General features: G+C 52.0%; 11 protein-coding genes and 1 pseudogene. 11 read left to right on the forward strand and 1 reads right to left on the reverse strand.

Annotation, left to right across the window (positions count from 1 at the left end; genetic code table 11):
* Positions 1-186 precede the first annotated feature (186 nt).
* From prmA to IT774_RS15965, 11 genes and pseudogenes are all read left to right on the forward strand, one after another.
* Entirely contained in the window at positions 187-1,068 is an 882-nt protein-coding gene (gene prmA / locus IT774_RS15920; RefSeq protein ID WP_195810643.1) for a 50S ribosomal protein L11 methyltransferase, read from the forward strand.
* 219 nt (positions 1,069-1,287) lie between these two features.
* Positions 1,288-2,286 carry a tRNA dihydrouridine synthase DusB gene (gene dusB, locus IT774_RS15925; RefSeq protein ID WP_195810644.1) on the forward strand — a complete coding sequence of 333 codons (999 nt, stop codon included), beginning with the start codon at positions 1,288-1,290 and terminating at the stop codon, positions 2,284-2,286.
* A gap of 30 nt (positions 2,287-2,316) precedes the next feature.
* Entirely contained in the window at positions 2,317-2,610 is a 294-nt protein-coding gene (gene fis / locus IT774_RS15930; protein ID WP_018982332.1) for a DNA-binding transcriptional regulator Fis, read from the forward strand.
* A gap of 84 nt (positions 2,611-2,694) precedes the next feature.
* Positions 2,695-4,293 (forward strand): bifunctional phosphoribosylaminoimidazolecarboxamide formyltransferase/IMP cyclohydrolase, encoded by a 1,599-nt coding sequence (gene purH / locus IT774_RS15935; RefSeq protein WP_195810645.1) that lies wholly within the window; start codon positions 2,695-2,697, stop codon positions 4,291-4,293.
* A 176-nt stretch (positions 4,294-4,469) separates the two neighbouring features.
* Positions 4,470-5,282 carry a class I SAM-dependent methyltransferase gene (locus IT774_RS15940; RefSeq protein ID WP_195810646.1) on the forward strand — a complete coding sequence of 271 codons (813 nt, stop codon included), beginning with the start codon at positions 4,470-4,472 and terminating at the stop codon, positions 5,280-5,282.
* A 16-nt stretch (positions 5,283-5,298) separates the two neighbouring features.
* Positions 5,299-6,587 (forward strand): annotated as a pseudogene (gene purD, locus IT774_RS15945) (phosphoribosylamine--glycine ligase).
* A 166-nt stretch (positions 6,588-6,753) separates the two neighbouring features.
* Positions 6,754-7,656, forward strand: coding sequence for a phosphoribulokinase (locus IT774_RS15950; protein WP_195810647.1), 903 nt, complete (start codon positions 6,754-6,756; stop codon positions 7,654-7,656).
* A gap of 915 nt (positions 7,657-8,571) precedes the next feature.
* Positions 8,572-9,129 carry a response regulator gene (locus tag IT774_RS15955; protein WP_269749775.1) on the forward strand — a complete coding sequence of 186 codons (558 nt, stop codon included), beginning with the start codon at positions 8,572-8,574 and terminating at the stop codon, positions 9,127-9,129.
* Complete coding sequence (locus IT774_RS17835) at positions 9,129-9,296, forward strand: winged helix-turn-helix domain-containing protein (protein ID WP_269749776.1); 168 nt, start codon at positions 9,129-9,131, stop codon at positions 9,294-9,296. Before IT774_RS15955 ends, IT774_RS17835 begins: the two co-directional genes overlap by 1 nt.
* A 19-nt stretch (positions 9,297-9,315) precedes the next feature.
* Positions 9,316-10,635: a two-component system sensor histidine kinase EnvZ gene (gene envZ, locus IT774_RS15960; protein WP_195810648.1), complete on the forward strand. Its 1,320-nt coding sequence runs from the start codon at positions 9,316-9,318 to the stop codon at positions 10,633-10,635.
* Positions 10,636-10,715: 80 nt separating this feature from the next.
* A complete protein-coding gene (locus IT774_RS15965; RefSeq protein ID WP_195810649.1) occupies positions 10,716-12,224 on the forward strand; it encodes a serine hydrolase domain-containing protein in 1,509 nt (502 codons plus the stop codon).
* Here IT774_RS15965 and IT774_RS15970 read toward each other — a convergent pair.
* Complete coding sequence (locus IT774_RS15970) at positions 12,207-13,112, reverse strand: LysR family transcriptional regulator (RefSeq protein WP_195810650.1); 906 nt, start codon at positions 13,110-13,112, stop codon at positions 12,207-12,209. The genes IT774_RS15965 and IT774_RS15970 overlap by 18 nt on opposite strands.
* Positions 13,113-13,173 lie beyond the last annotated feature (61 nt).

Raw genomic sequence — 13,173 nt, forward strand, 5'->3', positions numbered from 1 at the left:
CGAATCATATTATGCAAACTATCTGAGTAACTACGGACAACTTAAAAACTAGCACTTTTTGCGAGCCATTTCCAAGCCGCACCGGTTAAATTTAGCGACCCTCGCTACCGCTGGCATAAACCCGATTGGAGCCGCCATACCGATAACTGCTATTATAGCCACATTATGGTTTAACAGATTAACATCATGGCCTGGTTACAATTACGAATAAACACTTCTTCTGAGCTGGCCGAGCAGGTGGGCGGTATGCTCTCGGCCAATGGCTCGCAGGCAGTGACCTTTTTAGATGCCAAAGACACACCCATGTATGAGCCTAAGCCTGGTGAAACCATGTTATGGCCCGACACCCAGGTGGTGGGTTTATTTGATGCCGCCCACGATATGCAGGACGTCATCAAACGTCTGGGCCAGGCACGCATTCTGGGCCCTGATTTTTCCTATAAGCTGGACCCGCTGGAAGACAAAGACTGGGAACGGGAGTGGATGGACAACTTTCATCCCATGCAGTTTGGTCGCCGGCTATGGATTTGCCCATCGTGGCGCGACGTCCCCGACCCGGATGCGGTGAATGTGATGCTGGACCCCGGCCTGGCGTTTGGCACCGGCACCCACCCGACCACAGCGCTGTGCCTGCGCTGGCTGGACAATGAAACCCTCGACCGACAAACGGTGGTCGACTTTGGCTGCGGCTCCGGCATTCTGGCGCTGGCGGCCTTAAAATTAGGCGCCAGCCGGGTAGTGGGCATCGATATCGACCCTCAGGCGCTGGAAGCCAGCGAAGAAAATGCCCGGCGTAACCAGGTTGCTGATCGCCTGGAGGTGTATTTACCGGCAAACCAACCGCAGATGCAGGCAGATATGGTGGTGGCAAACATTCTGTCCGGCCCGCTTTTGGAGCTGCAGGAGGTGATTACCGGCTATTGTCGGGTTGGTGGGCGCCTGGTTTTATCGGGGATTCTGGCCGAACAGGTCGAAAAAATTGAACAGGCCTACGCCCGCGACTTTATATTAGATAAAAGTGAAATTGAAGGTGACTGGGCCCGTGTCTCTGGTACCCGTCGTCGCTAATTGTCTAATCTACCGCTAATTTTTTGGTCAGAGTCTGAGCTATTCAGACTCACCCCTTATCAGATAGGCCCTGCAAGGCAAATCCATCAAAAACTGTCAATAGCAAAAAGTGACATTTTGTGTGAATTTTAGCCTTTTCAAGGGTAGGCAAAATGCGTACACTTAGCGCCCCGTTTTAGCCAAGTGTTCAAATTCCGCGCAACTACTGGATTGTTAACCATGCAAATAGGTCCGTATAAACTGGATAACAATTTGATGCTGGCGCCGATGGCAGGTGTCACTGACCGTCCCTTCAGACAAATGTGTCGTCGAATGGGGGCAGGTCTGGTGGTCTCCGAAATGCTATCAAGCAATCCAAAGGTGTGGAACACGGCCAAATCCATGCATCGTATGGATCATACCGGCGAAGAAGGTATTCGCTCGGTACAGATTGCCGGGGCTGACCCCGATCTGATGGCACAGGCGGCCCAGTTTAATGTGGCCAATGGTGCACAGATCATCGACATCAATATGGGTTGTCCGGCAAAAAAGGTTAACAAGAAACTGGCTGGGTCAGCGTTATTACAATATCCGGCGCTGGTCGAATCTATTGTTCAGGCTGTGGTTGAGGCGGTTGACGTACCGGTCACCCTGAAAATTAGAACAGGCTGGAATACGGATAATCGCAATGGTGTAGAAATTGCACAAATTGCGGAGCAAAACGGCATTCAGTCGTTGGCCGTTCATGGCAGAACGCGCGCCTGTATGTACAAAGGAGAAGCCGAATACGACACCATTAAGGCAATTAAGGAAGCGATATCCATTCCGGTCATTGCCAATGGCGATATTACTTCTCCGGAGCAAGCACGATACGTGCTGGAGCACACCGGCGCAGACGGGGTGATGATAGGTCGCGGCGCCCAGGGCAATCCCTGGATTTTCAAGCAAATACTGCATTTTCTTGAAACCGGCGAGATATTATCAGCACCGCCTTTGTCAGAGCAGCATCAGGTGTTGCATGAACACGTTGCCAACGTGCAGGCCTTTTACGGCGAAGTAATGGGTGTTCGAATTGCCCGAAAGCACGTGGGCTGGTATTTAGCGGAACACGATACGGATCGTCAGTTTCGTAAAACGTTCAATGGTATTGAGCAAGCTGATAAACAGCTCAACGCACTTGACGATTATTTTCAATCGCTGCAGAAACGGGAAACCCGACAGATTTCTCCTGCAGCATAGTGATGACTAACTTAAGAGCAAGAATGTATTATGTTCGATCAAAATGTGACTTCACCATTTACTACGACAGTAACAACGCCTTCTCAAACTCAAGCTCAAAAGCCGCTGCGTGATTCGGTTAAACAAGCGGTTAATAAGTACCTGAAGCAGCTAGACAACGCGAACATCGACAATCTTTATGAACTGGTGCTGGCTGAGGTGGAAGCGCCGCTGCTGGAAGAAGTCATGACTTACACCCGCGGCAACCAAACCCGCGCGGCCATCATGATGGGCATCAACCGCGGTACGCTTCGCAAGAAGCTGAAACAGTACGGCATGAACTAAAATACGACGGGCCTCGCCCACCAAAGAGCACCTTTTCACGGTGCTCTTTTTGTTTCACCTCTACCTAACTATCAAGACATCACTATGCATACACCAAAACCTATTAAACGCGCGCTATTAAGTGTTTCGGATAAAACCGGTATTGTTGAATTTGCCGAAGCATTGCATCAGGCAGGGGTGGAGTTGCTCTCCACCGGCGGTACCGCAAAATTACTCAGCGATGCCGGTCTGCCGGTGCTTGAAGTATCAGAACATACCGGGCACCCGGAAATTATGGATGGCCGGGTAAAAACGCTGCACCCTAAAATTCATGGTGGCATCCTGGGCCGCCGGGGCCAGGATGAAAGCACTATGGCGCAAAATGAGATCAAGCCTATCGATTTGGTGGTGGTGAATCTGTACCCGTTTGCCCAAACCGTGGCGAATCCGGATTGCACCCTTGAGCACGCCATTGAAAATATCGATATCGGCGGGCCGACCATGGTGCGCGCCGCAGCCAAAAATCATAAAGATGTCACCATTGTGGTGAACACCGATGATTATCAGGTGGTATTGGAACAGATGAGCGAAAACGACGGTTCATTGAATTATCAGACCCGTTTTGACCTGGCGATTAAAGCTTTTGAGCATACTGCCCAGTATGATGGCATGATTGCAAACTATTTTGGGGCCCGGCTGGACTCGGTTGAATGCGAGGCCGACTGTACGCACCATCACAGTGAATTCCCCCGTACCATCAATATGCAGATGACCAAAAAGCAGGATTTGCGCTATGGCGAAAACAGTCATCAGGAAGCTGCCTTTTATGTCGAAAATGAGATACAGGAAGCCTCGGTAGCCACGGCCACGCAGTTACAGGGTAAAGCATTGTCGTTCAATAATATTGCCGATACCGACGCCGCCCTTGAATGCGTAAAAGAATTTGAAGAGCCCGCCTGTGTCATTGTTAAGCATGCGAATCCATGCGGGGTGGCGATTGGCGAGGATATCCTAAGCGCCTATAACCGCGCCTTCACCACCGACCCCACCTCAGCTTTTGGCGGTATCATAGCCTTTAACCGCAGCCTGGATGCCAGCACCGCTCAGGCGATTGTAGATCGTCAGTTTGTTGAAGTGATTGTGGCGCCAGCGGTTTCTGAAGAAGCTCAGAACATTATCGCCGCCAAGAAAAATGTACGCTTGCTGGCCTGCGGCAGCTGGCAGGGTCAGCTTACTGAAGGTTACGACTTTAAACGGGTCAACGGCGGCTTGCTGGTGCAGGAACGTGATTTTGGCATGGTCGAAGCAGATGACCTGCAGGTGGTTACTGAGCGTCAACCCAGTGCTGAAGAGCTCCAGGATTTGCTGTTTTGCTGGAAGGTCGCTAAATATGTGAAATCCAACGCCATTGTTTACTGCAAAGATGGTATGACCATTGGGGTGGGTGCCGGCCAGATGAGCCGGGTTTATTCGGCCAAGGTGGCGGGCATTAAAGCCAGTGATGAGAACCTACAGGTGGCGGGTTCGGTGATGGCCTCTGACGCCTTTTTCCCGTTTCGCGACGGCATCGATGCCGCCGCTGAAGCTGGCATTAAAGCAGTCATTCAACCGGGCGGCTCGATGCGCGACGAAGAAGTTATTAAGGCGGCAAATGAGCATGGCATTGCCATGGTCTTTACCGGCATGCGCCATTTTCGTCATTAATTAAGGACCGGGCTGTCCATATAAAATCATTTTTGTGATGAAGCACGTAGTGGAAATAACCTTCTGCTACGTGCTTTCCCCCACGGCGGGGCTAGGGTACTCTGTAGCAAACCTGCTTTGGCCAACCCGCAGTATTTAGGCTAAGTACTTTCACAACAATGAGATAAGGAACAACCATGAAACATACTCTGCGTTTAGTTGCAGCATCATTACTGGCAATGTCTGCCACCGCTACGTATGCCGACCCCATTAGCGAGGCGGTAAAAAGCGAACATCGTTCTGCCGAAGCGAAATTACGCGATGAATACCGAAATCCTCAGCAAACACTCCGCTTTTTTGAGATCAAGCCGACTGATACGGTAGTTGAAGTATCGCCAGGCGGTGGCTGGTACACCGACATTCTGGCGCCATTGCTCGATGAGCAGGGCCAGCTGATTGCTGCGCATTTTTTTGTAGAGGAAGACTCTAATGACTATTACAAAAAATCGCTGAAAAATTTCAAACAAAAAGTCGCCAATCATCCCCCTTACAAAAACATCAAACTCACCGCATTTCACCCCACCAAGGCCCTGGAGATTGCTGAAGCAGGCAGCGCCGATGTAGTGCTGACCTTTCGAAATGTTCACAACTGGTATTTCAATGCGGCGGAAAAAGCCCTGGAGAATGCCTTTGGTGCCTTTTTCCAGGCTCTGAAACCCGGTGGTGTATTAGGCGTGGTTGAACACGAACTGCCAGAATCGGCAGCCGACAGTAAAATGGAAAAAAGCGGCTATATGAAACGCTCTGTTGTCATTGAGGCAGCGAAAGCCGCCGGTTTTGAACTGGTAGCCCAAAGCGACATCAATGCCAACAGCATGGACAATGCGGATCACCCAAAAGGAGTATGGACCCTGCCGCCATCATTGCGTCTTGGGGAACAGGATCGTGCCAAGTACCTTGCTATCGGCGAGAGTAATCGCATGACCCTAAAATTTGTCAAACCTGAATAATTAACGGAATCGTTTAATGAACGTACTTGTTATCGGCGGCGGTGGCCGCGAGCATGCGCTGGCCTGGAAAGCGGCGCAGTCTTCTTCCGTCAACACGGTATTTGTAGCGCCGGGTAATGCCGGCACCGCTCGCGAAGCGGGTCTGCAAAATGTTGATATTGACGCCACAAACATCGACGGGCTGCTTGAGTTTGCGCAACAAAATGAGGTTGCGCTTACCATTGTAGGTCCTGAAGCGCCGCTGGTAGCTGGTGTGGTAGATATTTTCGAAGCTGCCGGGCAGGCTATTTTTGGCCCCAGCCAGGCTGCAGCACAACTTGAAGGTTCAAAAGCCTTTACCAAAGATTTTCTGGCCCGGCACCACATTCCTACTGCGGCCTATGCAAAATTCACCGAGGTGGAGCCGGCCTTGGCCTATGTGCAGCAACAAGGCGCGCCGATAGTCATCAAAGCCGATGGTCTGGCCGCCGGCAAAGGTGTCATCGTGGCCATGACCCAGGCTGAAGCCGAAGATGCTATTCGCGATATGCTGGCAGGTAATGCCTTTGGTGAAGCCGGCAGCCGGGTAGTGATTGAAGAGTTTCTGGAGGGCGAAGAAGCCTCATTTATTGTGATGGTGGATGGCCAGCATGTGTTGCCTTTTGCCACCAGCCAGGATCATAAACGCGCGGCCAATGGCGATAAAGGCCCGAATACCGGTGGCATGGGGGCTTACTCTCCGGCGCCCGTGGTCACCCCGCAAATTCACCAGCGGGTCATGGATGAGGTCATTCTGCCTACCGTCAAAGGGATGGCTGATGAAGGGCATCCGTATAAAGGTTTTTTGTATGCAGGCCTGATGATCACCGCCGAAGGTACCCCCAAGGTCATTGAGTACAATTGCCGTTTTGGCGATCCTGAAACCCAGCCTATTATGCTGCGTCTGCAATCTGATTTGGTGGCATTGTGCCAGGCCGCCTGCGACGGTGCGCTGAATACCCAGAAGATTGAGTTTGATGAACGCGCCGCAGTAGGTGTGGTGCTGGCTGCCGGGGGTATCCGGGCAGCTATGTCAAAGGTCAGGTTATCAGCGGGCTGGAAGATGCTGCCGGGCAACCGGGCAAAGTGTTTCATGCCGGTACCGCAGAGCACCATGGCGATGTCGTCACCAGCGGCGGCCGCGTATTATGCGCCACCGCCCTGGGCAGCAATGTTACCGCTGCCCAGCAACAGGCCTATGAGCTGGTTAATCATATCCATTGGCAGGATGTGTACTTTCGCACCGATATTGCCCACCGGGCGATTCAGCGCGAAAGTCAGGCGTGAAAGCAAGCCTTAAGTGCGGTGTGAAAGCACCGCTTTTTTTAACCGCTTTGCCGGCATGTTCTGACAAGATAGCCGCCTGTTTTACGTATTTTCGTCAGTGGCGCCGCTTGATTAATCTTGTCAGCCAGCTTATAACTAGTGTCCGGCTTCGAGTACACAACACCGTATGTCTGTAAAACATCCTATTATTGCCATCACGGGTTCATCCGGTGCCGGCACCACTACGACCACCAATGCGATCCGGCATATTTTTCGTAATCTGAATGTCGATGCAGCCGTGGTCGGCGGTGATAGCTTTCACCGGTTTACCCGCCCCGAAATGGAAGTTGAAATTCGCAAAGCCCAGGAGCAAGGCCGGCACATCAGCTACTTTGGTCCCAAGGCGAACGATTTTGATCTACTGGAAACCCTGTTTCGCGAATACGGTCATACCGGGCAGGGCCAATACCGGCAGTATCTGCATACGTTTGATGAGGCGGTGCCATTTAACCAGATGCCGGGAACCTTTACGCCCTGGCAGGAGTTACCTCAAAGTACCGATCTGCTGTTTTACGAAGGCCTCCATGGCGGGGTGAAAACCGAAGACAATGATGTGTCTCAGTTTGTCGATCTGTTGGTGGGAATGGTACCCATTGTGAATCTGGAATGGATTCAAAAGATTGTGCGGGACACCACTGATCGCGGACACTCTCGCGAAGCAGTAATGAGTAATATTGTGCGTGGTCTGGATGACTATTTTCATTATATTACACCACAGTTTTCACGTACCCATGTAAACTTTCAGCGGGTACCCACCGTGGATACCTCAAACCCATTCAGTGCCCGGGAAATTCCCTCACAGGATGAAAGCTTTGTGGTAGTGCGTTTTCGCCGTGAGATGCGTAATGTGAATTTTCCTTACTTGTTGCAGATGATCGACGGCTCGTTCATGTCCCGCATCAACACCCTGGTGGTGCCGGGTGGCAAAATGGGACTGGCAATGGAATTGATTCTGACCCCGTTGATTGAAGAAATTCTGGACAAAAAACGTCGTGCCGGGCATCAGATGGACTGGATCAGTACCGATTAAACCGTCGGATGTTGTTAGTGACCGGCCCATCTTCGGGGACTAACTAACGGCCAGGGGTTATCCCCCGTTAGCCACATTTGTCCCTAATCCGTGAAAACTTTGTCCTTGAAAACCTGGAGCCGTGAGTAGCCCAATACGCTGCTCCCTACTGCCGTATTTCACCCCATCGCTGCCGATACCAAAGCCCGGCCCGCGCCTGCTTACAAGCTTCTTTATTCCGCGAACTTGCCTTAAGGTAAATAATAAGATCAATACCTGGTCGCCAATATCTGCCGCGGCGACAAGCAGCGCGTGTCTGGATATGCACTTGTATGGGCACCTACTCGCTTGGACAGTCACTTGTTTGGACACCCACTCGTTTGGACACACACTGTTATGGACCACACTGTTATGGACAGTCACTTGTTTGAATATGTACTTGTATGGACACTCACTTGTATGGGCACCCACTCGCTTGGACAGTCACTGGTATCGGCTAGCAGTCACTTGTTTGGACACCCACTCGTTTGGACACACACTGTTATGGACCACACCGTTATGGACAGTCACTTGTTTGAATATGTACTTGTATGGACACTCACTTGTATGGGCACCCACTCGCTTGGACAGTCACTGGTATCGGCTAGCACCACAGGTTTCAGCAAACCTGATAGCCATCGTTTCCAGCGCCAGAGAACAGGCTCTGACCATTAGCACTTGAGATAAGTTAGACGCGCGGTAAATAAAGACTGGTAGCACAGTGTGATGGGGCACGCTATGGCATGATGCGGCACATCACCCCATAGGTACAGCGCACCGTTGGCGATGTAACTGACTGACATTATTTGTAACATTCCTGTGCCGCGACATGGTGCTTAAATATTGGAGCCTCGACGGTTTGTGGTTATAGTGAAAGAAAAAAGCGAGTACGTCACTATGGGTCACGAAACATCGAAAATTTTGGTTGTTGATGATGATATGCGCCTGCGAGCTCTGTTAGAGCGGTATCTGGTAGAACAAGGCTATCAGGTGCGCAGCGCGGGCAATGCTGATCAGATGGACCGCTTGTTAGAACGTGAAAACTTTCATCTGATGGTACTGGATTTGATGTTACCCGGTGAAGACGGCCTTTCGATTTGCCGGCGTCTGCGGCAGTCACAAAATGATATGCCCATCATTATGCTGACCGCCAAAGGCGACGAGGTAGATCGTATTATCGGACTGGAAATGGGCGCCGATGATTATCTGCCCAAGCCTTTTAACCCACGAGAATTACTGGCCCGCACCAAAGCGGTGCTGCGCCGCAAAATTGCCGATGCGCCCGGTGCACCCAGCCGGGGCGAACAAATTGTCGAATTTGGAAGTTACACCCTGAACCTGGCGACCCGCGAAATGTCAGATGCAGGCAAACCACTGTCGCTCACCAGCGGCGAATTTGCGGTGTTGAAGTCACTGGTGACCCACCCCGGGAACCGCTATCACGAGACAAGCTGATGAATCTGGCCCGCGGGCGCGATTACAGTGCACTGGAGCGCAGTATTGATGTGCAGGTCTCACGTTTGCGCCGCATGCTGGAAAAAGATCCGGCCGCGCCGCGCTATATCCAAACGGTATGGGGCTTAGGGTACGTATTTGTACCCGACGGCGAAGCCCAGACCTGATCGGCAGAATAGCTGACGTATGCGAATCTTACCCAAAAGTGCGTTTGGACAAACCGTATTATTAATTGGTTTGCTGTTACTGATAAACCAGGTGGTCTCGTATTTATCAGTTACTTATTATTTTATCCGGCCCACCTCGGCGCAGATTAACAGCCTGCTGGCGACTCAGGTGCAAAGCATGCTGGCCCAGGATATTCTGCAAAGCCCGGTGAGCGAACGCCGTGCCTATACCGAGACCACTGGTATCAGTGTGTTCAATACTGAGCAGGCCATGCAAAGAGGCCTGGTGCAGACCACCGGTTACCAGTTTATGTCTAATCAGGTGTCAGCGCAGCTGGCGCAAAAGGTCGAGGTGCGTATCAGCACCCCTGCGCCAGAGCAAAACAGTAAGCGGCCCTACCTGGTATGGATATCTTTGAGCAGTCACCCGGATACCTGGATCAGCATTCCTTTGTCAGGCTGGGCCGAGGCAAACATTTCGCCACTGACAGTTTATCTGATGGTGATTGGTAGCTTAAGTGTACTTGGCGGCTGGTTGTTTGTCCGGCGACTGAACCGGCCGCTGCATGCGCTGCAAAGCGCGGCCTTGCAGGTAGGCAAAGGCCAGACTCCGGCCCCGCTCAAAGAACAGGGCAGTACCGAGCTGATTGAAGTGACCCGGGCCTTTAACCGGATGAATCAGGGGATTGCACAACTTGAACATGATCGCACTTTGATGACCGCGGGGATTTCTCATGACCTGCGCACGCCCCTCACTCGCATCCGGCTGGCTACCGAGATGCTGCCACCAGAAAGCGACTGGGTGCGCGAAGGTATTGTGCACGATATTGAAGACATGAATGCCATTATCGACCAGTTTATTGATTATGCGCGCATGGATACCGTGGGCCAGCAGGAACTGACTGATCTGAACCAGCTGATTGCGGAGCAGGCCCAGGTGCGACATATCGAAGAGACCCATCAGATTGAGCTCAAACTTACCCCGCTACCCCAAATCCCCCTGGGGCGGGTGGCCATTAAACGGGTGCTGGATAATCTGATAGAAAACGCATTTCGATATGGCAGCGACAAAATTACCGTGACCAGTTTTTTTGACCAGAAACACAAACGGATATTTTGTAAGGTGCGAGATTTTGGCCCGGGTATCCCTGAAGCCGCGCTAGCGAATATGTTTCAGCCATTTACCCAGGCCGACACCGCGCGAGGAAGTCTCGGTTCGGGCCTGGGCCTGGCCATCACCCGTCGTATTATAAATAGTCACAATGGGGAAATAAGCTTGCGCAACCACCCGCAACAAGGTCTTATTGCCGAATTCTGGTTGCCCGCCCTATTCAGCTGACTCAACCACATTGACCAGCATGCCGGGGTGGTTTTTTCTATACTGTTAACCACAGCCCTTCGCTGGTTTAAGGATTTATTATGCGAACACTTATCTTATCTGTTTTACTGGGCTGGAGCGCCATTGTACTCGCCCAGCCGGTGTTAACCGGCGAACACTGGGCCACCGAACGTATCGACAACCATTTAACCCGCAGTGTCAAAAATGGCTTTTCAGGGGCAGTGATGGTGGTGAACGATGATCGTATTTTGCTGAAAAAAGGCTACGGCCAGGCCGAACACAATACACCGTCCCCCATCACCACCGCGACCTTGTTCGATATTGGCTCGGTGACCAAACAATTTACGGCAGCCCTGATTATTAAACTGCAAAGCGCAGAAAAATTAAGCGTGCAGGATACTCTGGCCCGTTATTTCCCCAAGGTTCCCGCCGATAAACAGGGTATTACCCTACACCAGCTGCTTACCCACACCTCGGGGCTACCCGGCGGTATCGGTCTGGGGGATTTTGATAACGTTAGCACCCAGGAATTTTTCGATCAGCTGTTTAGCACCGAGCTGCTGGATACCCCCGGTGAACAGTTTCACTATTCCAATGTGGGCTACAGTGTGCTGGCCCGGGTGGCAGAGCTGGCCAGCGGACAATCCTATGAAGCGGCATTACGCCACCATCTTTTAGATCCCGCCAGCATGCAGTATACCGGTTATTTGCAGCTGGACACGCACCAACAACAGGTTGCCCCCGGCTATAAGGCCGGGGTGTTGCGCACCCTGCCGAATCTGGCGCGCTATCGGCAGGACGGCGAGGTGAGCTGGGCGCTCAAAGGTAATGGGGGGTTAATCTCATCAGTGGATGATATGTACCGGTGGTATCAGGCTTTGCAGCAACAAACCATTATCAGTGCGTCAGAATGGGCCCAACTAAGCCATCCTCATGTGCTGGCCAATGCAAAGTATAAAGAACACTATGGGTACGGCTGGTCATTGTACCCGGCCCCAGGTGGCGGCCGGCTAATCACTCACAATGGTTCGGACGGCGTGTTTTATTTTGACTTTCGCTGGCAGCCTGAACAGCAGCAGGTCATTATTTTTGCCTCCAACGCCCTGATGCGCCCCACCCCGGCCATCAGCGAAGATATTGAACTGATGCTGGCCGATGACACTTACAACCCTCCGGAATTCGCCCCCGGGCCAGTGACGCAGGTACTACGCTTTGCCCTGAATTACCGACTGTCAGAGACCAGTCTGTCACAGGCCTTAACCAAAAACTTTGCCGAGGCGCTTACCGAGCCGGTCGTATTGAACCGGGCTGGCCTGGCGTTGCTTGAAGCGGGTTACCATAAAAAAGCGATTGCGCTGCTGCAGCTTAACACCCGACAGTTTCCCGATGATGGCAATTTATGGGACAGCCTGGGTGAAGCCCAGCTCACCAGCAATCAGTTGCAGGCCGCTAAACAGAGCTTTGCCAGAGCCCTGGCACTGGCGCCGGATAAACACTGTTACTGGTGTGCTAATGCGCGTAAAAAGCTGGAACATATAAAGTTACGCCAAAAAGCCGCTATTTCGGTCTCGTCAGTCAGTGCCGGTTAAATAATTAATATTCGCAAAGGCCATAATGACATCTTTGGCAAAGGCGATGCGTGGATGACGCAACGCCCCTTTTTTCCACACCAGGTACACATTATTCTGTGGACCGGGCTCGCCCAGCTGTATCAGTTCACCCGCTTTTATGGCGCCTTTACACAAATAGTCCGGTAGCACGGTATAGCCGATACCCGAGCGCACAATTGATGCGATCGCGCGAATATCGGGGCATATAGCCGCCACCGGCGACCGACAGGTGGCATCAAATACCGCATGAAAATACTGTCGTATGAGCGGCAGCTGTTCATCGTAGGCCACCGCCTTGTACTGGTTCAGCAACTCAGCGCTGATCGGCTGACCTTTCAGCTCACGCCCCTGCACCCGATTCATCACCAGCAATAACGACTCTTTATCCAGCACCTGCCATTCATAGCGGCCGGCGTCCGGTACCGAAGCGGTGATCGCCAGCTCCGCGGTCTGATTTTCAAGCAGTGTATAGGTATTGTTTTTGTTGCCGGTATGAAGCACCAGGTTGACCTGTTCAGCCTGCAGTAAATTTGCCAATTGCGGACCCGCCACAAAGCTCAGGTACTCAGCAGGCCCCGCCAGATTTAAAGTGCCAAATACCGTGGCGGCCCGACTGCGTATCGACGCAATTTTTTGTTCAAGAATATCGATGTGTGAGGACACCTGTAGGGCCAGATCATGGGCAACGCTGGTCGGTTCCACCCCCCTGGCTTTACGAACAAACAATTCTTTGCCAATCACGGTCTCCATAATCTGGATGTGTGAGGAGACGGCAGGCTGGGACATTTGCAGATTGGCCGCGGCCCGGGTGATGTTGCCGCTACGATAAACTTCAACAAAGGTTTTTAACTGGGTGAGATGCGACATAGCGTAGACCCATCAGAATATTTATGGCTCCGTGCAATTTATCTGACTTCTGCTTATCACG

It is taken from the genome of Salinimonas marina, assembly GCF_015644725.1.
Lineage (GTDB): Bacteria > Pseudomonadota > Gammaproteobacteria > Enterobacterales > Alteromonadaceae > Alteromonas.

Excerpts from the sequence above, each read along its gene's own strand:
- prmA (WP_195810643.1), top strand. The coding sequence starts at position 187 with ATGGCCTGGTTACAATTACGAATAAACACTTCTTCTGAGCTGGCCGAG.
- dusB (WP_195810644.1), top strand. The coding sequence starts at position 1,288 with ATGCAAATAGGTCCGTATAAACTGGATAACAATTTGATGCTGGCGCCG.
- fis (WP_018982332.1), top strand. The coding sequence starts at position 2,317 with ATGTTCGATCAAAATGTGACTTCACCATTTACTACGACAGTAACAACG.
- purH (WP_195810645.1), top strand. The coding sequence starts at position 2,695 with ATGCATACACCAAAACCTATTAAACGCGCGCTATTAAGTGTTTCGGAT.
- IT774_RS15940 (WP_195810646.1), top strand. The coding sequence starts at position 4,470 with ATGAAACATACTCTGCGTTTAGTTGCAGCATCATTACTGGCAATGTCT.
- IT774_RS15950 (WP_195810647.1), top strand. The coding sequence starts at position 6,754 with ATGTCTGTAAAACATCCTATTATTGCCATCACGGGTTCATCCGGTGCC.
- IT774_RS15955 (WP_269749775.1), top strand. The coding sequence starts at position 8,572 with ATGGGTCACGAAACATCGAAAATTTTGGTTGTTGATGATGATATGCGC.
- IT774_RS17835 (WP_269749776.1), top strand. The coding sequence starts at position 9,129 with ATGAATCTGGCCCGCGGGCGCGATTACAGTGCACTGGAGCGCAGTATT.
- envZ (WP_195810648.1), top strand. The coding sequence starts at position 9,316 with ATGCGAATCTTACCCAAAAGTGCGTTTGGACAAACCGTATTATTAATT.
- IT774_RS15965 (WP_195810649.1), top strand. The coding sequence starts at position 10,716 with ATGCGAACACTTATCTTATCTGTTTTACTGGGCTGGAGCGCCATTGTA.
- IT774_RS15970 (WP_195810650.1), bottom strand. The coding sequence starts at position 13,112 with ATGTCGCATCTCACCCAGTTAAAAACCTTTGTTGAAGTTTATCGTAGC.